The 21,561-nt window shown below is 52.2% G+C and carries 18 protein-coding genes; 13 read left to right on the top strand and 5 right to left on the bottom strand.

Annotation, left to right across the window (positions count from 1 at the left end; translation table 11 throughout):
* Nucleotides 1–117 precede the first annotated feature (117 nt).
* Nucleotides 118–441, top strand: a complete 324-nt coding sequence (locus tag AC3CB2_RS13260) for a DUF1476 domain-containing protein (protein WP_008548073.1) — start codon at nucleotides 118–120, stop codon at nucleotides 439–441.
* Nucleotides 442–606: 165 nt separating this feature from the next.
* A complete protein-coding gene (locus AC3CB2_RS13255) occupies nucleotides 607–1,374 on the top strand; it encodes an HpcH/HpaI aldolase family protein (RefSeq protein ID WP_352933209.1) in 768 nt (255 codons plus the stop codon).
* Nucleotides 1,375–1,436: 62 nt separating this feature from the next.
* On the opposite strand, the gene rpe is transcribed toward AC3CB2_RS13255, so the two are convergent.
* The 3 genes from rpe to AC3CB2_RS13240 all read right to left on the bottom strand — a co-directional run bounded on the left by rpe (nucleotide 1,437) and on the right by AC3CB2_RS13240 (nucleotide 3,808).
* Nucleotides 1,437–2,105 (bottom strand): ribulose-phosphate 3-epimerase, encoded by a 669-nt coding sequence (gene rpe, locus AC3CB2_RS13250; RefSeq protein WP_352933207.1) that lies wholly within the window; start codon nucleotides 2,103–2,105, stop codon nucleotides 1,437–1,439.
* A 96-nt stretch (nucleotides 2,106–2,201) separates the two neighbouring features.
* The gene (locus AC3CB2_RS13245; protein WP_352933205.1) at nucleotides 2,202–3,191 is read right to left on the bottom strand and encodes a symporter; all 990 of its coding nucleotides are present in this window, start codon (nucleotides 3,189–3,191) and stop codon (nucleotides 2,202–2,204) included.
* 131 nt (nucleotides 3,192–3,322) lie between these two features.
* Nucleotides 3,323–3,808 (bottom strand): Lrp/AsnC family transcriptional regulator, encoded by a 486-nt coding sequence (locus tag AC3CB2_RS13240; RefSeq protein ID WP_008547660.1) that lies wholly within the window; start codon nucleotides 3,806–3,808, stop codon nucleotides 3,323–3,325.
* Nucleotides 3,809–3,963: 155 nt separating this feature from the next.
* Between AC3CB2_RS13240 and AC3CB2_RS13235 the strand changes: the two genes are divergently transcribed.
* The 4 genes from AC3CB2_RS13235 to AC3CB2_RS13220 all read left to right on the top strand — a co-directional run bounded on the left by AC3CB2_RS13235 (nucleotide 3,964) and on the right by AC3CB2_RS13220 (nucleotide 12,532).
* Nucleotides 3,964–7,449 carry an indolepyruvate ferredoxin oxidoreductase family protein gene (locus tag AC3CB2_RS13235; RefSeq protein ID WP_352933203.1) on the top strand — a complete coding sequence of 1,162 codons (3,486 nt, stop codon included), beginning with the start codon at nucleotides 3,964–3,966 and terminating at the stop codon, nucleotides 7,447–7,449.
* Between the two features lie 253 nt (nucleotides 7,450–7,702).
* On the top strand, nucleotides 7,703–8,272 hold the full coding sequence (locus AC3CB2_RS13230) for a TetR/AcrR family transcriptional regulator (RefSeq protein ID WP_008547377.1): 570 nt from the start codon (nucleotides 7,703–7,705) through the stop codon (nucleotides 8,270–8,272).
* Nucleotides 8,273–8,278: 6 nt separating this feature from the next.
* Nucleotides 8,279–9,370: an efflux RND transporter periplasmic adaptor subunit gene (locus AC3CB2_RS13225; RefSeq protein ID WP_054782776.1), complete on the top strand. Its 1,092-nt coding sequence runs from the start codon at nucleotides 8,279–8,281 to the stop codon at nucleotides 9,368–9,370.
* A 24-nt stretch (nucleotides 9,371–9,394) separates the two neighbouring features.
* The gene (locus AC3CB2_RS13220; RefSeq protein ID WP_352933200.1) at nucleotides 9,395–12,532 is read left to right on the top strand and encodes an efflux RND transporter permease subunit; all 3,138 of its coding nucleotides are present in this window, start codon (nucleotides 9,395–9,397) and stop codon (nucleotides 12,530–12,532) included.
* A gap of 340 nt (nucleotides 12,533–12,872) precedes the next feature.
* Here the strand turns inward: AC3CB2_RS13220 and AC3CB2_RS13215 are convergent, their stop codons facing one another.
* Nucleotides 12,873–13,895, bottom strand: a complete 1,023-nt coding sequence (locus tag AC3CB2_RS13215) for a P1 family peptidase (RefSeq protein WP_352933198.1) — start codon at nucleotides 13,893–13,895, stop codon at nucleotides 12,873–12,875.
* Between the two features lie 124 nt (nucleotides 13,896–14,019).
* Complete coding sequence (locus tag AC3CB2_RS13210) at nucleotides 14,020–14,469, bottom strand: flavin reductase (RefSeq protein WP_148266177.1); 450 nt, start codon at nucleotides 14,467–14,469, stop codon at nucleotides 14,020–14,022.
* 714 nt (nucleotides 14,470–15,183) lie between these two features.
* Between AC3CB2_RS13210 and AC3CB2_RS13205 the strand changes: the two genes are divergently transcribed.
* From AC3CB2_RS13205 to AC3CB2_RS13175, 7 genes are all read left to right on the top strand, one after another.
* Nucleotides 15,184–16,119 carry an ABC transporter permease subunit gene (locus tag AC3CB2_RS13205; RefSeq protein WP_352933196.1) on the top strand — a complete coding sequence of 312 codons (936 nt, stop codon included), beginning with the start codon at nucleotides 15,184–15,186 and terminating at the stop codon, nucleotides 16,117–16,119.
* Nucleotides 16,119–17,453 carry a high-affinity branched-chain amino acid ABC transporter permease LivM gene (livM, locus tag AC3CB2_RS13200; RefSeq protein WP_054782777.1) on the top strand — a complete coding sequence of 445 codons (1,335 nt, stop codon included), beginning with the start codon at nucleotides 16,119–16,121 and terminating at the stop codon, nucleotides 17,451–17,453. Before AC3CB2_RS13205 ends, livM begins: the two co-directional genes overlap by 1 nt.
* The gene (locus tag AC3CB2_RS13195) at nucleotides 17,450–18,298 is read left to right on the top strand and encodes an ABC transporter ATP-binding protein (protein WP_014286419.1); all 849 of its coding nucleotides are present in this window, start codon (nucleotides 17,450–17,452) and stop codon (nucleotides 18,296–18,298) included. The genes livM and AC3CB2_RS13195 overlap by 4 nt, the downstream gene beginning before the upstream one ends.
* Nucleotides 18,295–19,026 (top strand): ABC transporter ATP-binding protein, encoded by a 732-nt coding sequence (locus tag AC3CB2_RS13190; protein ID WP_008547419.1) that lies wholly within the window; start codon nucleotides 18,295–18,297, stop codon nucleotides 19,024–19,026. Before AC3CB2_RS13195 ends, AC3CB2_RS13190 begins: the two co-directional genes overlap by 4 nt.
* Nucleotides 19,027–19,142: 116 nt before the next feature.
* On the top strand, nucleotides 19,143–19,502 hold the full coding sequence (locus AC3CB2_RS13185) for a DUF6867 family protein (RefSeq protein ID WP_008547540.1): 360 nt from the start codon (nucleotides 19,143–19,145) through the stop codon (nucleotides 19,500–19,502).
* A 205-nt stretch (nucleotides 19,503–19,707) separates the two neighbouring features.
* Nucleotides 19,708–20,808, top strand: coding sequence for a branched-chain amino acid ABC transporter substrate-binding protein (locus tag AC3CB2_RS13180; protein WP_008547633.1), 1,101 nt, complete (start codon nucleotides 19,708–19,710; stop codon nucleotides 20,806–20,808).
* A 267-nt stretch (nucleotides 20,809–21,075) separates the two neighbouring features.
* Nucleotides 21,076–21,561 (top strand): lysozyme inhibitor LprI family protein, encoded by a 486-nt coding sequence (locus AC3CB2_RS13175; protein ID WP_008547466.1) that lies wholly within the window; start codon nucleotides 21,076–21,078, stop codon nucleotides 21,559–21,561.

Here is a 21,561-nt window from a genome sequence, read left to right as displayed (position 1 = left end):
ACAACTAATGGCTTTTGACCTGCAAATAGAAGTTGCGTACAATGATTCACGTAAGTTATAGCGTGACTTGTAAGAGGGGAGGGACCTTTTTACATTGTCTGAGCTAGGAGGGAATAGATGACCACGTTCGACAAACGAGCTGATGCGTTTGAAGGCGGTTTCGCAATGGGTTCTGAGCTTGCTTTCAAAGCGACTGCGCGGCGCGACAAGCTGCTGGGGCAGTGGGCTGCTGAGAAGCTTGGTTTGGCCGGGGACATTGCAGAAGAGTACGCCAACAAGATCGTACAAACTGATCTTAAAGAGCCAGGCGACGAAGACATTTTTGCTCGTATTTCCAAGGATTTTGCTGATGCAGGTGTTGAGCAGTCTGAACACCAGATTCGCCGCACCATGGAAGAGCTGATGGCTGTTGCGAAGAAGGAAGTTGCTGAGGAAGCGTAAGCTGATCCTCTCAAGCTGGCCCATCTGATGGGCGCTTCACAAAAGAATTTGCCGTCTTCCCTTGATATTGTGAGGGAGACGGCTTTTTTGTTTGAATGACAATTGCGTTTAAGAGCTGGTGCTGCGTGGTTGATGGTGCCTGTGCTCGATCAGATGAGGCATTGCATGACTGATAAAATGTGTCTGGCAGAAAAACTGCGTGCAGGGCAAACCGTTGTGAGCGCGTGGGCAAGCCTGCCATCTCCAATCTTTTCGAATCTGTTTCTGAAAAGTGGCTACGAGGCAATCACTCTGGATTTGCAGCATGGATTGCTGACGACAGCTGATGCTCGTGATTCTATTCGGGAGATCATCATTGGCGGTGGTCATGCTGTGGCACGAACCTGCGTTGATGATTTCAAGAATGCCAGCTGGCTGCTTGATATGGGCGCGGAGGTGATTATCGCGCCGATGATCAACTCAGTGGCAGACGCGAAGAAGCTCGTTGAGTTCTGCAAATACCCACCGCTTGGTTCGCGCAGTTATGGTGCTGTGGGTGCGACGATGGCCTCTGGTACCACCATGGATGCATATTTCACCACTGCTGATAAGAAGACACTTGCCATTGCAATGATTGAGACACCGGAAGCCTATGAGGCTCTGGAGGATATTCTTGCTGTTGATGGATTGGATGGTGTTTTTGTTGGGCCAGCAGATCTGTCCCTGACTGTTTCTGGTGGGCTGCGCGTCGAGCCAGTGGCAGATGCATCTTTGGCGATGCAGAAGGATATTGCCGAGAAGACACGCGCTGCTGGAAAGATTGCAGGGATCTACTGTGTTTCTAAAGGCCATTTGCAGCACTCGAAGGCCGCTGGTTATCAGTTCATGACGTTTGGAACAGATTCGACTTTGTTTATGAGTGCAGCATCAGAGGCTGCTAAAGCTCTCGATTAAGATTGCATTGCATACAAAAAAGGCCGCCTCTCAGGCGGCCTTTTGCGTTTATGGATCAGAACTTAAACCTGAGCAGCTGTGCGAATTGCTGTGATGTTTTCGCGGTAGCTTTCTACGGTGCCACCTTTGAACACGGCTGAGCCAGCTACCAGTGTGTCTGCGCCAGCTTTGGTGACTAGTGGTGCAGTTTCCGGAGTGATGCCGCCGTCGATCTGAATACGGATTGGACGATCACCGATCATGCTTTTGATGCGGGCAACTTTCTCAATCTGAGAGTGAATGAACTTCTGTCCGCCGAAGCCCGGATTGACGGTCATGACGAGGATCAGGTCTACGCTGTCCAGAACGTACTCCAGGCAGCTTTCATGTGTGCCTGGGTTCAGAGAGACACCAGCTTTCTTGCCAAGGCCACGGATTGCCTGCAGAGAACGATGCAGGTGGGTGGTCGCTTCAGCGTGGACGGTGATATAGTCCGAGCCAGCCTTTGCAAAGGCTTCAAGGTATGGGTCACACGGCTCGATCATGAGGTGGGTGTCGAACACCTTGTCGGAGTGTGGGCGGAGCTTTGCGATGACATCTGGGCCAAAGGTGATGTTTGGAACGAAGTGACCGTCCATAACATCCAGATGGATCCAGTCGGCTCCAGCTTCTACAACATCACGAACTTCTTGCCCCAGCTTGGAAAAGTCTGATGCAAGTACGGAAGGTGCGATAACGAGCGGCTGTGCCATGGCAGGGATTCTCCTTGATGTGCCCATTTGCTGTGCGGCTAACATGGACACAAGAGAGAAGCAAGTGGTGCGAACAGCGCAACTGCTGCTCGCTCTTTAAGGGGCAGCTGTTTCAGTCTTACCGATATGCATGGCAACGGGCCTTAGGATCCACGGCAACAGGTAGATCGGGAACTGAGCAAAGGCGAAGAAGAGCCACGCAAGCTCAGGGATTGTGCCGCCTAATGCAGCAACCATCAGACCCAGATTTCGGCTTCCTGTACCATAGGCGGCTATGAAGGCGGTTTGCTTGCCTGCCGGGTAGAAGATCAGGAATGTGATGAGCAGCTGAATACCTGCGATGGCAAAGACACCGATGAACAGCGCGGTCGCCTTGAATGGGGCGGTTAGCGCAAAGTCGGTCACGCCATCCATAGCCGCGATGGCGAAGATGAACAGAACAACGCAGTTGATGCCGTTGATGTGGTCTGTGGCCTGATTGATACGCTCAGCACCAAGCACGTAATAGAGCAGGCGACCTAAGCCCGCTGAGCCGATCAGGAACATTGCCAGATTGGTGGCTAGTGAGAGTGGGGCAACCTGCAAGGAGTCTGGCAGTAACAGATACGCAAACAGGGCCGTACTGAACGGGGCGATAATCAGTGCGAGTGTTGAGATGGTGAGTGCGAGCGCTCCGTTGAGGCCAAACATCCAGATGAAAATTGGCGTGGACATGACAGGTGGTGCCGCTGAGACCATGAACAGTGCAGTGAGAACGCCGAGATCTATCTGATCCAATCCGATTGTCAGGCATATCAAAGTCGCAAGCAGGGGCAGGATCAGCATCTGCCAGAGAACTGCTGCGATTGCTGGGAGAGGATGGGTGAGCTGCTGTGCGATGGCAGCGTTGTCGACGCGGATAAAACTCAGTGTCAGCAGAATAAAGATGGCAGGTGTTAAAAGAATGCGCAGGGCTTCTGCAATGCCGGGCAGAAAGAGGCCGAGAAAGATTGAGATCGCTACGGCATTGGTGCCGTTTCGTCCCAGAAAACGCAGGAGCGCGTTGATCAGCTTGAGGCCGCTTATAACGAATGTGGGGGAGGGCAATGTTTAGTCCACGCGAAATCTATAAGTGCAAGAGATCGCGCGACTAAACCATATCAGTCGAGTTTGAGCAAACATTTCGGAGTTTCGGCGACCGTGCGTAAACTAACTCCGATTAGGCTGTGTCAGAAACTTTAACTGACAAACTCTTTAAGCGGTAACGCAACTGTTTCCTTAATTGTCGAAACTACAATGCGGGACTGAACATCTGAGACCAGAGCGTTGTCCAGAAGTTTCAAGCGAAGGAAATCGTCATAGGACTTTATATCTGTGGCGACTACTTTGATGAGATAGTCCACTGCGCCGGTGATGCGTTCGCATGTAACAACTTCGGGCCATACCCCAATAAGCCTGTCGAATGTTTCCATGTTCTCGCGGCTGGGCACAGTGAGCTTAACAAAGGCATATGCGAGAAAGCCAAGACCGACTGCTTCGCGATCAACCAGAGCTGCTGTCTGTTTGATCACTCCAGTCTCCTTGAGTTTCTTAATTCGCCTCCAGCAAGGAGTTTGGCTCATACCGGCTTCTTTGGCGATATCTGCGATGGATTGGGATGCATCTTTTTGCAGAATGCGCAGAACTCGGATGTCGGATGGGTCCAATAAGGAATTTTCGCTCATATGCCCTCTTAGGAATAATTTTTCGACTGAGTACGTATTTGTCGGTAGGATAGCACAGAAAGCACGCAAAAAAAGGATCACTATGGGCTAGGACGAAAGAATTGGTTTTGGCGGGGGGGACCGTCCACAGCCATGATGGGAGAGGAGCTCATTGAATGAATGTAAGTGTGCCACCGATCAGCTTACATGATAAATACACAGCTGAAACAGGCAATGTTTACCTGACCGGTATTCAGGCACTGGTACGACTGGCGTTGGACCGCGGTCGTTTGGATCGAGCTAACGGATTGAAAACAGGCGGTTTTATCTCAGGATACCGCGGTTCTCCAATCGCTGGCTACGACACGGAGCTTCAAAGATCACGTCAATATCTTGATCCGCTGGATATTCAGTTTCAACCGGGAGTGAATGAGGAACTGGGTGCAACAGCGGTTTGGGGATCGCAAAAAGTTCGGCAGCACGGAAAAGGTTCTGCCTATGATGGTGTCTATGGCATCTGGTACGGGAAGGCGCCAGGCGTTGATAGAGCCGGAGATGTGCTGCATCAGGCAAGTGCTTCTGGAACCGACCCTAATGGCGGTGTTGTGGCGCTTGCTGGCGATGACCATCTGGCAAAATCTTCCATTTTGCCGGCGCAAAGCGAGTTTTTCTTTCAACACGCAGAAATCCCTGTTCTCAACCCGGCTGATATTCAGGAAGTGCTGGATTTTGGTCTGCACGGGTTTGAGATGTCGCGTTACACCGGTCTGTGGAGTGCATTGATTTGCCTTGCGGATACGATGGATGCATCTGGTGTTGTTTCTGTTGACCCTCAGCGTTTGTCATTCTCACGCCCAGCTGCGTTTGATCCGCGCAAGAATGCGGAGTTGAACCGGGTTCTTCTGCTCGGCAACCGTCTGGAAACGGAGCGCTTGCTGCGAGATATCCGGATGCCGGCTGTTCTGGCCTATGCTAAGGCGAATCGTCTGGATCATGTGGCCTATGGCGCGCAGAAGCCTCGAATCGGTATGGTTGCCACGGGTAAAGCGTTCCGTGATCTGTGTCAGGCATTGCGTCTGATGGGTATTACGGATCGGCGTGCCAAGGAGATCGGGCTTGCGGTTTATAAGGTGGGCATGCCTTATCCGCTGGAGCCAACTGCATTTTCCAGCTTTGCGCGCGGTGTTGAGAAGATTCTGGTTGTTGAACACAAGCGTGCGTTCATCGAACCACAGATCAAAGAGATCGCTTACAACTGGCCGAGTGATCAGCAGCCGCAGATTCTTGGAAAGAAAGATGCGCAGGGTGAGCCATTGCTCTCTGATGTGCTGGAGCTTTCCATTGATGAGATGATCCGCGTGATCATGAACTTCCTACCTCGGGAGTACATCAATGACGAGATGCGGTCTGTTGCTGATTCCATGATGCGTCAGCAGATGTGGGCGCAGGGACATGGTGAGCTTGCTGCTCGTTCTCCGTTCTTCTGTTCTGGCTGTCCGCACAACACGTCTACCGTGGTGCCTGAAGGGTCTCGCTCCATGCCGGGGATTGGCTGTCATGCCATGACCGAGATTAATGGCCGGACGACTGATGGTCAGATTGCTATGGGTGGAGAGGGGTCGCTGTGGGTTGGACAGGCGCACTTTGCCCGTGATGAGCATGTGTTTGCGAATATGGGTGACGGCACCTACTTCCACTCCGGTATTCTATCGATCCGACAGGCTGTGGCGGCGCGTGTGCCGATAACCTTCAAGATCCTGTACAATGATGCTGTTGCGATGACAGGTGGTCAGGAGATTGATGGATCGCTGACTGTGCCTCAACTTCTCAATCAGCTTCATGCCGAAGGTGTTGAGAGGGTGGTCCTGCTTTCCGAGCATCCCGATGATTATCAGGGGCGTCAGGATCTGGCGCTGACCGAGCCAGTGCATCACCGTGATGATCTGATGAAGGTGCAGAACGAACTTAAGGAGTTCAAAGGCGTTTCGGCGATTGTGTTTGATCAGACCTGTGCGGCTGAGAAGCGTCGTCGGCGTAAGAGAGGATTGTATCCCGATCCGGATCTTCGTTTGTTCATCAATGATCGTGTGTGTGAGGGCTGTGGTGACTGTTCTGTACAGTCCAACTGTCTCTCTGTTGAGCCTGTTGAGACGGTGTTTGGCGAAAAGCGCCGCATCAATCAGTCTTCCTGTAACAAAGACTTCTCCTGTGTGAAGGGCTTCTGCCCATCTTTTGTTTATGTGAAGGGCTCCAAGCTGCGTCAGGCCAAGCCAGCGGACTTTGCGCTGGATGAGTACGTGAAGCAGCTGCCTGAAGTTCAGCTTCCATCGCTTGAGAATACCCGCAACCTGCTGGTGGCTGGTATTGGCGGCATGGGTGTGACGACTATTTCTGCCATCATTGCGATGGCGGCGCATATTGACGGCATCAAAGCGTCTACGCTGGATATGACAGGTCTTGCGCAGAAGGGTGGTCCTGTAACCTCGCACGTGCGTTTTGCAGCAGCAAGTGACACGATTGAAGGGCCTCGTGTTCCGCCTGCACAGTTGGATGTGCTGATTGCGAGTGACATGCTGGTTGCAAGTAAGGCTGAACAGCTGTCGCTTTATCACAAGAGCAGAACGCATGGTTTTGTGAACACGAACGTCACGCCGACTTCAGAATTCGTTATGAAGCAGCAGCTGTCGTTTGATGAGCACAAGATGAAGCGGACGCTTGAGCAGGGTACACTTGATCTGAGAGCACACGATCTGGCGAATATTGCTGAGAAGCTGCTTGGTGATGCGATTTACACCAATATGATGCTGATCGGTCTGGCCTATCAGGCTGGCACACTGCCAATCTCAGCACAGTCGATTGAAAATGCCATCTCATTGAATGGTGCAGCGGTTGAGAAGAACATCAATGCCTTCCATGCAGGTCGTGTTCTTTACTCCAACCCTGATGCGATCTTCGCAGCGCTTCCACGTCAGGAAGCCGTTACGGTGATGACGCTGGATGAGAAGATTGCGTTCTTTGCCAAGGAGTTGACGGCATACCAGAACAAGTCTTACGCCAATAAGTATCTCGATAAGATCACCGAGATCCGTGCAAAGGATGAGGAGTTTAGCCCGGGATCTCTTGAGATCACCCACACTGCCGCTGAGATGCTTTACAAGGTGATGGCTTATAAAGATGAGTACGAAGTTGCGCGTCTTTATAGTGAGCCTGAGTTCCGCAAGAACCTGGAAGCACAGTTTGCTGATCCGGGTGAGTTGCAGCTGATGCTGGCGCCACCATTCTTGCCTAGTAAGCCTGATCCAAAGACTGGACGTCCGCAAAAGCGGGCCTTTGGTCCGTGGATTTTCAAGGCATTTGAGATGCTTGTCTCACTCCGTGGTTTGCGTGGAACAGCACTTGACCCGTTTGGGTATGCACGTGAACGGAAGGAAGAGCGTGCGTTGATCAAACAGTACCGTGATGACCTAAGTCTTGCCTGCGGAAAGCTGGGAACAGCAAATTACGGTCTCCTACGTGAGTTCCTCAATTTGCCTGATTCTATTCGTGGCTATGGTCCGATCAAAGACGAGAACATGCGGCTTGCGCAACTTCGGCGCGAGGAGTTGCTTGGTCGACTCGAGGAAGATCCAACCACGGTGACCTTCAAAGAAGCGGCCGAATAACATCCAGTTATTGGCGGAAAATCAACAAATGCCGATCCCTATGGGGTCGGCATTTTGTGTTTCAAGTCACAGTTACGTGACCTTTTTCTTGCTATGCGGTTTCTTACGGGCAGCTATCTCGATTTTCTCAAAATTCGAACTTGTCTTTTTTTTGGTCTTCCTCTAAAACCGACTGGACGGTACAAAAACCGACTGGACGGTACAAAAACCGACCAGACGGTACAAGGCTCCGAGAGTGGAGAGGGATACCAACGTGGAAACAACAGCGGAACATATTCTGGATGCGGTCGAGCGTCTGGTTTGCATTGAAGGGACGCGCAAGCTGACCATTGATGCCGTGGCGGCTGAGGCCGGCATGTCCAAAGGCGGAGTGCTTTATAATTTCCGGAGCAAGCAAGAGCTTTTGCTTGGGGTGATCCGCCGGGTTGTGACCGAAGTTCGGGAACGGACTTACGCGTTGAGTGACAAGCTGACAGAGCAGGGGGTGGCCTGCCCAATTTTGAGGGCAAGCTTTCAGATCTATAAGGAATATAGAGAGAAGACCGCACCTAAAGCACTGTTTGCTCTTGCTGCCCAAGAGCCTGAATTGGTTGCTGAATTTCAGGATATGAGCACTGAGTTCGGTCGAGCAATCAGCAGTGAGATTAGTGACCCGGTGTTGGGGCACATGTGTTTGCTCATTATTGACGGACTTTACTATCGCCAGGCTCTGGACATTGAACACTGCAGTGCTGGTGAAATCGATGAACTTATTGATCGCGTGTTGGAAATTTCCTCCCAGAACTCCCGACACGCCGTATTGAACGCTGAAGCTGGAAACTAAGGTAAAATGCAGAAAATAAGCGGAAAAAGTAGAATAGGACGCCTGGGCGCGCCTATTTTTGTTGGGGCACTTGCTCTGCTGCTTGCAAGCTGTCAGGAGCAGGAAATTGCGGAAGCACCTAAAACGGTAGCGCCGCGCCCAGCTCGTGTCATGGTCGTTTCTGAGGTTGATGATCTCTTCACACGTAACTTCACTGGACGTGTTGATGCGGTTCAGACCGTTGATCTGGCATTCCGGGTCTCCGGCCAGCTTGTCGAACTGCCAATCGTTGAAGGACAGCGCATTGCAAAGGGCGATTTGATTGCTGCGCTTGACCCAACCGATTACGAGAACGCTCTTCGGGAAGCTCAGGTCAACTACGAGCAAAAGAAGAAAGACCTGCAGCGCTTTGAAACGTTGAAAGACAAACAGGTTATTTCTGAAGGTCAGTACGATAACGCAAAAACTGCATTTGACCTTGCTGAAGTGACCCTTGATCGTGCCAAGCAAAACCTTGGTTACACAAAGATTGTGGCCCCATACGACGCAATTGTTACTTCCCGTACGCTCGACAACTACGCGATCATCAATGCTGGTACCAGCATCGCACGCGTACAGGACGTGAGTGAAGTTCGCATCGACATCAACGTACCAGAAACACTGTTTGCTCAGGCAACAGAGTCTTCCGTGCTGAAAATGACCGCTGAGTTCCCATCTCATCCGGGCAAAGTGTTTCCGCTGGAATACCGCGAGCACAGCACTGAAGCTGACATGGTTGCACAGACTTACCGCGTGACTTTGGCGATGGACAATGATGCTGGCTTCAACATCATCCCTGGCATGACTGCGAGCGTGAAAGTGAAGCTCAACAGTCTTGATGCAGCAGGTGCTACTGCGTTCTTCGTCCCAACTTCTGCTATCGGTTCTGCGCCAGACAAGAGCTCTTACGTTTGGGTTGTTGATGAGAGTGAAAAGCGCGTTGGTCGCCGTAAGGTTCTGCTCGGTACCGTACTGGGTGGTTTCATTCCGATCCTCTCCGGCCTGAAGGACGGCGAAATGATCGTGACAGCAGGTGTGAGCCATCTGAGTGAAAACCAGCAGATCGTGCCAAAGCTGTAAGAGTAGCGTCTAGGAGTTTTTGAAATGGATATTGCACGCTACTCAATTGAGAAGCCGGTCAATGTCTGGATGGTTGTCCTGATTGCTCTTCTTGGTGGCATTTGGGCTCTAGGCGGCATTGGACGACTGGAAGATCCGGCATTTACAATTAAAGAAGCGCAGGTGATCACCTCCTATCCGGGTGCGAGCGCTGCGGAAGTAGAAGAAGAAGTTACTGAACGGCTCGAAAGTGCCATTCAGCAGATGCCTCAGCTGAAGGAAGTTCGTAGTACCTCTGAACCGGGTCTCTCACGTATTCAGGTAGAGATGAAAGACATCTATGACGGTACTGAGCTGCCACAGGTGTGGGATGAGCTGCGTCGCAAAGTGAACGACGAGATGCCGAACCTGCCAAGCGGTGTTCGCACTCCGATTGTTTACGACAGCTTCGGTGATGTGTTCGGCATGTACTATGCCTTGACAGCTGATGGATACTCCAACCGGGATATCCGTAAGACCGTCAAGGAACTGCGCCGTGAACTGCTGACTGTCGACAATGTTGCGAAGGTTTCCATCCTTGGTGCGCCTGAAGATGAGATCGTCATTGCGATGGATCAGGACCGTCTGGCACAGCTGGGTATCACTATTGCTGACGTGCAGAACGTGCTGAATGCAGAGAATGCTATTCAGGCGAACGGTACCACGGTTTCCGGTGATCTGCGCATCCGCATCTCGACTGTTTCCGCCTTTGACAGCTACCGCAGTATTCAGGATCTGGTGATTGGTAATCCGGGTTCAACTGCGATGGTGCGCCTGTCAGATGTGGCGACGCTTTCCGTTGAAGAGCCTGAGAACCCAAGTGTTCTGGTTCGTCATAACGGACAGCGCGCTGTTACTCTTGGTGTAGCTGCTGTTGAAGACACAAACATTGTGGCTGTTGGTCAGGGCGTTGAAGCGCATCTGAATGAGCTGCGTGCGAACTTGCCAGTTGGCATGGAAATCATCCCGATCTACGAACAGCACCGTGTGGTTGATCAGGCTGTTGGTTCCTTCGTGTGGAACCTTGTGATGTCTGTTTCCATTGTGATTGTAGTGCTCGGCATCTTCATGGGCTGGCGTGCTGCTGTTGTGGTGGGTTCTGTTCTGCTGCTGACCGTGCTTTCAACTATCCTGCTGATGAAACTTGGTGGTATTGAGCTTGAGCGTATTTCGCTTGGTGCTCTCGTGATCGCCATGGGTATGTTGGTGGACAACGCGATCGTTGTTGCTGAAGGTATGATGATCAACATGCAGCGTGGTATGCGGCCTATCAAAGCTGCGTCGACCGTTGTTGAGCAGACCAAGTGGCCATTGCTGGGTGCAACTGTTATCGGCATCATGGCGTTCTCAGGTATCGGCCTTTCCAGCGACAGTACGGGTGAGTTCATGTTCTCCCTGTTCGCGGTTGTTGGCATCTCCCTGCTGATGTCCTGGTTGTTCGCGATCCTCGTTACACCGCTGTTTGGTAAGTACTTCTTCAAGATGGCGACCATCTCTGGTGACGAGCATGATCCGTACCGTGGTGTTCTTTACACCCTGTTCCGTAAGATCCTGGTTCTGACCCTGAAACTGCGCTGGTTGTCTCTGGCAGCACTGATCGGTGTGACTGTAGTTTGCTTCTGGTCTTTCCAGTTTGTTGGAAACTCCTTCTTCCCGAACTCTGCAACGCCGCTGTTCTACGTGAACTACTGGCTGCCGCATGGGACCGACATTCATGCGACTGCGCGTGATATGGAGAAGCTGGAGAACGAGATTCTGTCTCTGCCGGGTGTTGTTTCTACCAATACCTTCATTGGTCAGGGTGCGACCCGCTTCATGCTGACATACTCTGCTCAGGATGGAAGTTCCAACTATGGTCAGGTGATCGTACGCACTGAGGATACTGATACCATTGATGATTTGGCTCTGAAGATCCGCGAGTTCGGTGTTCAGGAACTGCCTCAGGGACAGGTTTATACCGAACGTCTGGTGTTTGGCCCTCCGTCCGGTGCTGATGTTCAGGCGCGTATTACAGGTCCGGATGCGGATGTTCTGCGGGCGATCTCTGAAGAGATGATGGCGATCTTTAAGGATCCTCAGTATCGCTTGAGTGATGTGCGTACTGACTGGCGTGAGCGTGAGTTGGTGATGCAGCCGAAGTTCGACGAACAGCGTGCGCGTATTGCTGGTATCACTCGTCAGGATCTGTCTACTGCAATCCAGTTTACCTCTGACGGTATCCGTGCCGGTAGCTATCGTGATCTGGATGAAGATATTCCGATCATCGTGAAGCGTCAGCGTGGTGAAGGTGAGACTGCCTCTGAAGCTCTTGTAAACACTCTGGTTTGGAGTTCTCAGCAGCGCAAGTACGTTCCGATCGATCAGGTCACCTCTGGTATTTCTACCGTGGCTGAAGATACTCTGATCCGTCGCCGGGACCGTGTGAAGACGCTGAGTGTGCTTGGAGCGAGTGCGCCGGATGAGTTGGCGTCGGTTGCTCATGCCCGAATTCGGGGTGCGATTGAGGCTGTTCCGCTGCCGGATGGGTATTCCATGGAGTGGGGTGGTGAGTACGAAAACTCTCAGGATGCGAATGAATCGCTGGGGAGTAAGGTACCAGTCACCTTCCTTGTGATGATTGTTATCTCCATCCTGCTGTTCTCTAAGGTTCGGGAACCACTCATCATCTGGCTGATCGTACCGATGTCTGTCAACGGTGTTGTGATTGGTCTGCTGGGCACAGGTTTGCCGCTGGACTTCATGGCGATCCTTGGTGTGCTGTCACTGTCAGGTATGTTGATCAAGAACGCGATCGTTCTGCTGGAAGAGATCGACCTTCAGCTTGAAGAAGGTGGAGACCGGTTTGACGCTGTGGTTCGTGCGAGTGTGTCTCGTCTGCGTCCGGTGTCTATGGCGGCGATCACGACGATCCTTGGTATGGCTCCGCTGATTGTTGATCCGATGTTCGCGAGTATGTCTGTGACCATCATGGGTGGTCTGGCGTTCGCGACGGTGTTGACACTGATTGCTGTTCCGCTGCTGTTCATCATCTTCTACCGCATTCATCCAACGAAGGGTGCAGGTAAAGGTGAAGCAGACAAGCCTCTGAAAAAGCTGAAAGAAAAAGTTTCTGACGATCAGAAGGCTGAGCCAGAACCGGCATAAGAAAAAGGTCTTCCCGGTTACCTAAAACCGGGAAGACCTCCGAGATACGCAAAGGGCGGCGTATATTTACCGCAACACTCCGTCCTTTGCTCCCCCGCGTCGCCTCTGCCCCCAACACCAGAGGCGGCGCATCTTTTTTGCCTTTCGGCACTTATTCAAGAGAGCAAATCTGCCTTGAATACCGGCTCCCATCCCTGGTGAGCTCGATCCAAAACTCCAGCACATTATACCGGTTTGCGTCGATTTGCGTTGTTTTGCGCAAACTTGCGTTTTTATGGGTTTGCTTGCGCTGCTATGTGAGCTTTACCTTAACGGAAATATCAGGATACGGAATTCAAATCTACCGTGATCCGTGTTGGCTCTTCCATGTTGGTACTGTGTCACCAGGGTACTCCGTCGCATTGTAGACGCCGCGAGCGATGGCTCGGGAGACGGTCTGAGCGGCGTAGGCGCCGAGCTCGAGCAGTTCGACCATCGGGTCCTGCATCTTGCGTTTGCCGGTTGAGATCACGAAGAGCAGGTCACCATCCATGGGGGTGTGCGCTGGCCAGAGGGCGCGGGCATAACCGTCGTGGGCGGCGGTGGCGATGCGTTTGGCCTCAGATTTGGTGAGGATCAGATCAGTGGCAACGATGCCGATGGTGGTGTTGGTGTTTGGGGACAGATCGATTGTGCCCAGAGTGAACTTGGTTTGCACGGTGCGATCCATGCCTGGCATTTCTGTTGGCCAGCCGAGACCACCGAATTCCCCGTTTTGCTCGCTTGGAGCGGCCCAGAAGTATGGCGTGTCGCCGATGGTGGGGCGGCCGAGTGCGTTTACCGCGATGAGGGCGCCAACTGTGCCGCCGCGGGGCAGGGAGAGGGAGGCGGAGCCGAGGCCGCCTTTGAGGTCTGCGGTGGTGGCGCCAAAGCCTGCGCCTGCTGAGCCGAGCTCAAAATCTTCACCAGCGTTGTCGACCGCTTCGATGCCCATTTCGCGATAGACTGGTTTTCTACCCCAGGATTTATCCCCCCCGTTGAGGAGATCGAATAGAATAGCTGTGGGGGTAATCGGAATGACTGCACTGCCAACTTTGAAACCTTTGCCGAGTTCTGCCAGTCGCACCTGTGCGCCGCTGCCTGCATCCAGCCCGAATGCGGAGCCGCCGGACAGCACGAGGGCGTCGATGGCATTGACGGTTTGCTCTGGTTCCAGAAGAGCGATATCGCGCGTGCCTGGTGCGCCGCCTAAAATGGCGACGGACGCGACGGCTTGTTCGTCTGGTATGAGAACCGTGACACCGGACTTGGTCTTTTCGCAATGGGCATTGCCGACCTTCAATCCCGGAACGTCGGTTATCAGATTGCGCGGTGCTGGTGTCATCGTTTTTCCCTAAATCAATGTCGAAATATGCAGATGCACAACCGCGACAGGTCCATCGCGATTGGTGCAGAAAATTCTTTTATTGCTGTAGGCCTGGTTCCGAAATGGGAACTTAGGACCAAATTCAGACGGAATGATAGTTCCGATCAAGGTAGATCAGAGCAGGTGCAAATTCACCCAGACGTGCTGCGACCACCTCGCCGAATATAACAGAGTGCGTGCCAACTTCAGTCACTTCTTTAATGTGGCAATCAAAGCTGACGCGTGCGCTCTCCAAAATCGGGCTTCCTGTTGCCAGAGTGCCCCAGCTTCCTTTTGCGAAGCGTTCTTCCATTGAGAGGTCGCCCTGACCTGCGAAGACATTGGAAAGATCGGTGTGGTCATGAATAAGTGTGTTGATGGAAAAAACGCCGTTGTCTTTGACGATCTGATTCACCTTTGCGCTGCGGTTGAGGCAGACGAGCAGGGTGGCCGGATCATCTGACACAGAGCAGACAGATGAAACTGTTGCGCCAACGCGACCGGCAGTACCGGCACTGGCAAGCAAGTGAACTGAAGCGCCTAAACGACTCATTGCCTCTCTAAATTCATGAGAGGCCAGACTTTTGCTCGTATTATCAGCGGGCGCCATTGTTAAAGCTGTCGTCATCCAGTTCGTTCCAAGATATTCCCACAGATATGATCTGTGTTTCACACTGTACAATATTCATTAGTACTTTTCAGTCGCCCAAAAACGACAGGTATTTCAATTAGAGTAGTTATAGCCATTTGCTGAGAAAAGCTAGTTCTACTGCTAAAAACTGATTAATATACCGAGGGCTTCCCTCTCGTTTTGGAGCCGTGATTTGCTGATACGGAATTTTCGTAGAAATTAGAAGGCTCAATCGCGCCTTCGCAAGCCGGCAGATTGGAAATCTTCAAAAAATCCCGGGTACCATCTTGCAGTTTTTGTCTGGATATGGTCAGTATACATCAGCTGTGATATATTACAGAATAGGGAAGAGGCATTCTACGGATGAGAAATATTCACGCGTTGGTTGTGGTGCTCTGATCTCAGAGCCTGTCCTAGCGGATTGTCGGGAGTAGGAATAAGTCCAGATTTTGGGTTCTATGAAATAAAAATGCGTTTGCGGCGCATAAAGAATAGGAAAATTCCAAAATACGGACTTATAAGTATGGGTAATATACTTACAGGTCGGCTTACCATAAAATATTGGGGTCTGAATTCGGAGGCATTCAGACTGGACAGCAACTAAAAGCTGATCTCATGCGGGGAACAAAATAAAACATGGATTACTTTCTCCAACAACTTATCAATGGTGTGACGCTTGGGTCCATTTATGGGCTCATCGCCATTGGCTATACAATGGTCTATGGCATTATCGGCATGATTAACTTCGCCCATGGCGATATCTTCATGGTCGGATCTTTCGTTGCACTTATTCTAATTGTTGCACTTGGCATTACTGCCGCTACACCGGTGCTTCTTTTGATTTTGGCTCTGGCCCTCGTTCTTGTGGTGGCCATGGCTCTGACTGCTGTTTGGGGGTGGACAGTAGAACGTATTGCCTATCGGCCTTTGCGTGGCTCATTCCGCCTTGCACCGCTGATTACTGCAATTGGTGCATCAATTGCTCTTCAGAACTTTGTTCAGGTTTCTCAAGGCGCGAAAAACAAACCACTTCAGCCGCTGATTCCGGGAGGATTTCAGCTGACTGATGGTGGAGCTGACGGCTCTGGCTTTATCGTTAATCTGTCTTACGTGCAGATCCTGATTGTGGTGACCACCGTCATTCTGATGGTTGGGTTTACTTACCTCATCAACAATACAAATCTTGGCCGTTCGCAGCGCGCTTGTGAGCAGGACCGTAAGATGGCAGCGTTGCTTGGCGTGAACGTCGACCGCACCATCTCGCTGACCTTTGTGATGGGTGCTTCTCTGGCAGCTGTAGCCGGTCTGATGTTCCTTCTCTATTACGGCGTTGTTGACTTCTACATTGGCTTCCTTGCTGGTGTTAAGGCGTTTACCGCTGCGGTGCTGGGTGGCATTGGCTCCCTGCCGGGTGCAATGCTTGGTGGCCTGCTGATTGGTCTGATCGAGACATTCTGGTCCGGTTATTTCTCAGTTGAGTATAAGGACGTGGCCGCATTCTCGATCCTGGCGATCGTGCTCATCTTTATGCCGGAAGGTCTTCTCGGCCAACCTGAGGTGGAGAAGGTATAATGCAAGCAAGACAAAGAGATAGCTTGCTTGTTGCAAGCCTGAAAGACAGTCTGGGTGGTGCGGTTATTACCTTCGCACTGGCCTGTGTCATGGTGGGTCTCAAGGTTGATGTTGCCTCTGGCCGTGGTGCCGAACTCTTCCTTGAACACCGTTGGCTGGCGGTTGCCACCGCTGTGATTGTTGTGTTCGCAGGTCGCTTCCTGCTGAACATGTTCTTCTGGAAGCGCGAAGATGCACCAAGCATCGGGATTTCCGGTTTTCTGCCAAAAGGTGGTTTGGGTACCGGCAGTGCGAACATGCTGAAATACGGCATGCTGGTGCTGGCTGTGGTGCTTCCGTTTGCGTTGATGTTCTGGCTCGGCTCCCGTGGTTCCCGTCAGTATATTGACCTTGCTATCCTCGTGCTCACCTATGTGATGCTGGGGTGGGGCCTGAACATTGTGGTTGGCCTTGCTGGTCTTCTGGACCTTGGCTATGTGGCCTTCTACGCGGTGGGTGCTTATTCCTACGCGTTGCTGGCGCACTACTTCGGCTTCTCCTTCTGGATCTGTCTTCCGCTGGCCGGTATTCTGGCTGCATTCTGGGGCATTATTCTGGGCTTCCCGGTTCTGAGGCTTCGAGGGGACTACCTTGCCATTGTGACGCTTGCGTTTGGTGAGATTATCCGTGTGGTTCTGCTGAACTGGTACGAGTTTACCGGTGGTCCTGATGGTCTTTCCGGCATTCCGCGCCCAAGCTTCTTTGGCCTGGAGTTCACCCGTGGTGAAGGCGGTTTTGCTGACTTCTTTGGCCTGAAGTACAACAGTATCCATCGCATTATCTTCCTGTACTACCTCATCTTTATCATGGCGATGGTCACCAACTTCGTGACTATGCGTTTGCGCAGAATGCCGATTGGTCGTGCATGGGAAGCGCTGCGTGAAGATGAGATTGCGTGTCGTGCGCTTGGCATCAACACCACCAACACCAAGCTGACAGCTTTTGCTCTTGGCGCGATGTTCGGCGGGTTTGCTGGCTCCTTCTTCGCAACACGTCAGGGCTTTATTTCTCCCGAGAGTTTCACCTTCCTTGAATCTGCGATCATTCTTGCGATCGTGGTGCTGGGTGGTCTCGGTTCGCAAATGGGCGTTGTGATTGCAGCGGTTGTGATGATCGGTGGCTTCGAGTTCTTCCGTGAGTTTGAAGAATATCGCATGCTTGTCTTCGGTCTGATCATGGTTGTCATCATGGTCTGGAAGCCTCGTGGGCTTGTTTCCAGCAGAACGCCGAGTGTGGCACTTTCCAAAAACGCAAAAGGCATATCTGCCGATCTTGTTCAGGAGGGCCACGGATGAGCACCTGGGACAACAACCCTGTTCTGAAGGTCGAACACCTGACCATGCGCTTTGGCGGTCTGACCGCTGTTGGCGACCTGAGCTTTAACGTTGGGCGCGGTGACATTACTGCGCTGATCGGACCGAACGGTGCGGGTAAAACCACAGTGTTTAACTGCATCACCGGGTTCTACAAGCCGACTGAAGGTCGTCTGGTGATGAACCGCTCCAACGGAGAAAAGCATCTTCTGGAGCGCAAGCCGGACTTCAAGATTACGGCTGAGGCGAAAGTTGCCCGTACCTTCCAGAATATCCGTCTGTTTGGCGGTATGACCATTCTGGAAAACCTGATGGTGGCACAGCACAATCCGCTGATGGTTGCTTCCAACTGGACGATTGGTGGTCTGCTCGGTCTGGGCGGCTACAAGAAGTCCAACGTGGATGCGATTGAGACTGCCAAGTACTGGCTGGAGCGGATCGATCTGATTGATCGGGCTGATGCACCTGCTGCGGACCTTTCCTATGGTGATCAGCGCCGTCTGGAAATTGCCCGTGCCATGTGTACCGGTCCTGAGCTTCTTTGTCTGGATGAACCAGCTGCTGGTTTGAACCCGAAAGAGAGCCTGGAGCTGAACACTCTGCTTCAATACATCCGTAAAGAGCACGACACGTCTGTTCTGCTGATTGAGCATGACATGTCTGTTGTGATGGAAATCTCCGACCACGTTGTGGTGCTGGATTACGGCGTGAAGATTTCTGATGGCACCCCAGAGTTCGTGAAGAACGATCCGCACGTGATTGCGGCTTACCTGGGTGTTGAGGATGATGAAGTTGATCAGGTTGAAGAGGAGGTGGGCATCGTATGAGCGCACAACAACCACTCCTGAGCATTCGCGGTGTTCAAACTTTCTACGGCAAGATTCAGGCGCTGCATGGTGTTGATCTTGATGTGTATGAAGGGGAGATCGTGACGCTGATTGGTGCCAATGGCGCCGGCAAGTCGACCCTGATGATGACCGTTTGCGGCACGCCGCAGGCCCGTCATGGTTCGGTGTCGTATTGCGGTGAGGACATCACCTACAAGCCGACGTTCGAGATCATGCGCACCGGTATCGCTCAATCTCCTGAAGGACGCCGTATCTTCCCACGCATGACGGTTCTGGAGAACCTGATGATGGGCGGTATGGTTGCTGGAAACGAGCACTTTGAAGAAGACTTGCGTCGTGCGTTTGAGCTGTTCCCGCGTTTGAAAGAACGTCAGCAGCAGCGCGGCGGGACGCTTTCCGGTGGTGAACAGCAGATGCTGGCGATTGCCCGCGCGCTGATGAGCCGTCCGCGTCTTCTTCTGCTGGATGAGCCGTCTCTTGGTCTGGCACCGATTATCGTATCGCAGATCTTTGAGGCGATTGCTGAGCTGAACCGCACCGATGGTCTGACCGTGTTCCTTGTTGAGCAGAATGCGTATCATGCGCTGAAGCTGGCTCATCGGGGTTACGTGATGGTCAACGGCACAATCACCATGACCGGCACAGGTAAGGAGCTTCTGTCTCGTGAAGAGGTGAAAGCGGCTTATCTTGAAGGCGGCGCACATTAGAGCATGGCTATGACAGACGAAATTTTGAGCCATGCTCTAATGAATTGTTTTTGCGCGGATCCTTGTCCGAAAACCGGTTCCCACTTTTCGGGAATGCGCTCGACGGAGGCTTAGAGATGGGTATTCTTTATGGCAGCTCGATGCCTGCCTTTATCATGCTGGTTGTTGTTCTTGGCGGTTTGGCTGCTGCTGCAACGGGTCGTTCCATTGCGACCACGTGGCGACCTTTGCCGATCCTGTTCTGGTTCATCTTCCTGCTGTCGCTGGCGATGCGTTTTCTGTCGTTTGCGCTGTTTGAAGAGCCGCTGCTGTCTATTCAATATCTGGTGGTGGACTACGCCATTCTCATCGGCATTGCGCTGGTGAGCTACCGCGTGACCCGCACCAACCAGATGGTGACGCAGTACAGCTGGCTTTATCAGAAGACAGGTCCGTTTGGCTGGAAGCTGAAGCCGGGCCAGCAAGATAATTACTAATTCGCAAAATTACTTAGATAATTGTTGCGCATTCGGTCAGTTCTGGTTCAAACTGGTTTCTGGCTAGGCATCCAGATGATGAGTACGGAGAGGTCTCATTGTCGGAAGCATTGAGCAGGCGAGGGGTTTGCCTGCTCTGGTGGGAGACGGTTGCGTTTCCCGCTCAATTTCAATTGAGAAATGCACCTGACTCGGGGAGTTTTTTATGAAAAAGTATCTTTTGGCGAGCGTTGCCGGTGTTGCTGCTATGGCAATGTCTGGCGCGGCTATGGCTGAAATCGTTATTGCTACTGCAGGCCCAATGACTGGTCAGTACGCATCGTTTGGTGCGCAGATGAAAGCTGGTGCTGAGCAGGCTGTTGCTGACATCAACGCTGCTGGCGGTGTGAACGGCGAGATGCTTGTTCTGGAAGTTGGCGATGATGCATGTGACCCTAAGCAGGCTGTTGCGGTTGCGAACCAGATGGTTGGTAAAAACGTAGCATTCATGGCTGGTCACTTCTGCTCCGGTTCTTCCATCCCAGCTTCTCAGGTATATGCTGAAGAGGGTATCATCCAGATCACCCCAGCTTCTACCAATCCGAAGTACACCGACGAGCGTCCTGGTCCTGGTACCTACCGTGTGTGTGGCCGTGATGACCAGCAGGGTAAAGTTGCCGGTACTACGCTTGCGACAGAATTCGGCGGCAAGAACATTGCTGTGATCCACGACAAGACCGCTTACGGTAAAGGTCTTGCTGATGCGACCAAAGCTGTGATGAATGCTGCTGGTAAGCAGGAAGCGCTTTATGAAGCTTACACCGCTGGTGAAAAAGACTACACCGCGCTGGTTTCCAAGCTGAAGTCTGAAAAAGTCGACGTGCTTTATGTTGGTGGTTACCACACTGAAGCTGGTCTGATGAAGCGTCAGATGGTTGATCAGGGCATGGACACCATTCTGGTTTCCGGTGACGCCCTGGTGACTGATGAGTACTGGTCCATCACTGGCCCTGCTGGTGAAGGCACTCTGATGACCTTCCCACCGGATCCACGTAACAACGAAGAAGCTGCTGCTGTTGTGGCTGCTCTTGAAGCTGCTGGTAAAACCACTGAAGGTTACGCACTTTACACCTACGCTGCGATCCAGACATGGGCGGCTGCTGCTGCCGAAGCTGGCACCACCGACTACGACGCAGTTGTAGAAAAGCTGAACGCAGGCAAGTTCGACACAGTTCTTGGCGAACTGTCCTTCAACGAGAAGGGTGACGTGTCTCTGCCAGGTTACGTTTGGTACGAGTGGAAAGACGGTTCCTACGGTTACCGCTAAGATTTAAGACCTGATTATCGTCAGGTTTTATGAGGGTTTCGGGGCGCTGCTCCGGAACCCTTTTTTGTTGCAGTTTAGCGAGGCTGGCAGAACACCATTAAGGGTGAAAGTGCTTGATTACGGTAACCTACAGTAGGCTTAAGGTTCAGTGCGTAAACTAGCACCTTCCCAAAGCAGTTGCAGATGAACTGCTTGCGTTTGTATTGCGTATCTTTGCCAGAAACCGGTGTCCATTTTCCGGAGATACGCACTGATGGAAGGTGTGCCATGATCATCCGGTGTCTGGTGTTTCTCGCGTTTTTGAGTTCCTCTGCTGTTGCCCTTGCTCAAGGGCCGAACCAGCCACGAGCTGATGAGATTAAGGTGTTTCATGAGTGCCTGCAAAAAGGGGGGCTTGTGTTCACTAACAGAGTCCAGTGCATTGGAAAGGTGTTTGAACATTGCGCCATGAAGTTGCAGGACCAGACCAGCATGGGCATGCGGGAATGCTACTCACGGGAAACAGCGCTTTGGGAGAAGATGATTTCGAACTCTGAAAAGGAGTTGAGGCGGAACGAGAACAAGGCCACGAAGACCGAGCTTGTTGAATCCACTCGGAACTGGAAGGCCTTTCGAAACAACGCCTGCAACATTCCCTTTGCCATGAACCCTAAGGGAACACTGGCGCCGGTGCTTGGGATGGAGTGTTTTAACCGCATAACGGCTTTGTGGGCGCTTCAACTGTCAGAGTTTGCAACACCTTTGGGAGATTAA

It is taken from the genome of Pseudovibrio sp. SCP20 (genome assembly GCF_057774105.1).
The sequence above is the reverse complement of the archived record's forward strand: the minus strand, read 5'-3'. Positions and strand labels throughout refer to the sequence as shown.

What these genes read in the sequence shown, in the direction of transcription:
- AC3CB2_RS13225 (WP_054782776.1), top strand. Translation starts at nt 8,279, where the DNA reads ATGCAGAAAATAAGCGGAAAAAGTAGAATAGGACGCCTGGGCGCGCCT.
- AC3CB2_RS13180 (WP_008547633.1), top strand. Translation starts at nt 19,708, where the DNA reads ATGAAAAAGTATCTTTTGGCGAGCGTTGCCGGTGTTGCTGCTATGGCA.
- AC3CB2_RS13255 (WP_352933209.1), top strand. Translation starts at nt 607, where the DNA reads ATGACTGATAAAATGTGTCTGGCAGAAAAACTGCGTGCAGGGCAAACC.
- AC3CB2_RS13195 (WP_014286419.1), top strand. Translation starts at nt 17,450, where the DNA reads ATGAGCACCTGGGACAACAACCCTGTTCTGAAGGTCGAACACCTGACC.
- AC3CB2_RS13205 (WP_352933196.1), top strand. Translation starts at nt 15,184, where the DNA reads ATGGATTACTTTCTCCAACAACTTATCAATGGTGTGACGCTTGGGTCC.
- AC3CB2_RS13210 (WP_148266177.1), bottom strand. Translation starts at nt 14,469, where the DNA reads ATGAGTCGTTTAGGCGCTTCAGTTCACTTGCTTGCCAGTGCCGGTACT.
- AC3CB2_RS13220 (WP_352933200.1), top strand. Translation starts at nt 9,395, where the DNA reads ATGGATATTGCACGCTACTCAATTGAGAAGCCGGTCAATGTCTGGATG.
- AC3CB2_RS13235 (WP_352933203.1), top strand. Translation starts at nt 3,964, where the DNA reads ATGAATGTAAGTGTGCCACCGATCAGCTTACATGATAAATACACAGCT.
- AC3CB2_RS13215 (WP_352933198.1), bottom strand. Translation starts at nt 13,895, where the DNA reads ATGACACCAGCACCGCGCAATCTGATAACCGACGTTCCGGGATTGAAG.
- livM (WP_054782777.1), top strand. Translation starts at nt 16,119, where the DNA reads ATGCAAGCAAGACAAAGAGATAGCTTGCTTGTTGCAAGCCTGAAAGAC.
- rpe (WP_352933207.1), bottom strand. Translation starts at nt 2,105, where the DNA reads ATGGCACAGCCGCTCGTTATCGCACCTTCCGTACTTGCATCAGACTTT.
- AC3CB2_RS13260 (WP_008548073.1), top strand. Translation starts at nt 118, where the DNA reads ATGACCACGTTCGACAAACGAGCTGATGCGTTTGAAGGCGGTTTCGCA.
- AC3CB2_RS13185 (WP_008547540.1), top strand. Translation starts at nt 19,143, where the DNA reads ATGGGTATTCTTTATGGCAGCTCGATGCCTGCCTTTATCATGCTGGTT.
- AC3CB2_RS13240 (WP_008547660.1), bottom strand. Translation starts at nt 3,808, where the DNA reads ATGAGCGAAAATTCCTTATTGGACCCATCCGACATCCGAGTTCTGCGC.
- AC3CB2_RS13190 (WP_008547419.1), top strand. Translation starts at nt 18,295, where the DNA reads ATGAGCGCACAACAACCACTCCTGAGCATTCGCGGTGTTCAAACTTTC.
- AC3CB2_RS13175 (WP_008547466.1), top strand. Translation starts at nt 21,076, where the DNA reads ATGATCATCCGGTGTCTGGTGTTTCTCGCGTTTTTGAGTTCCTCTGCT.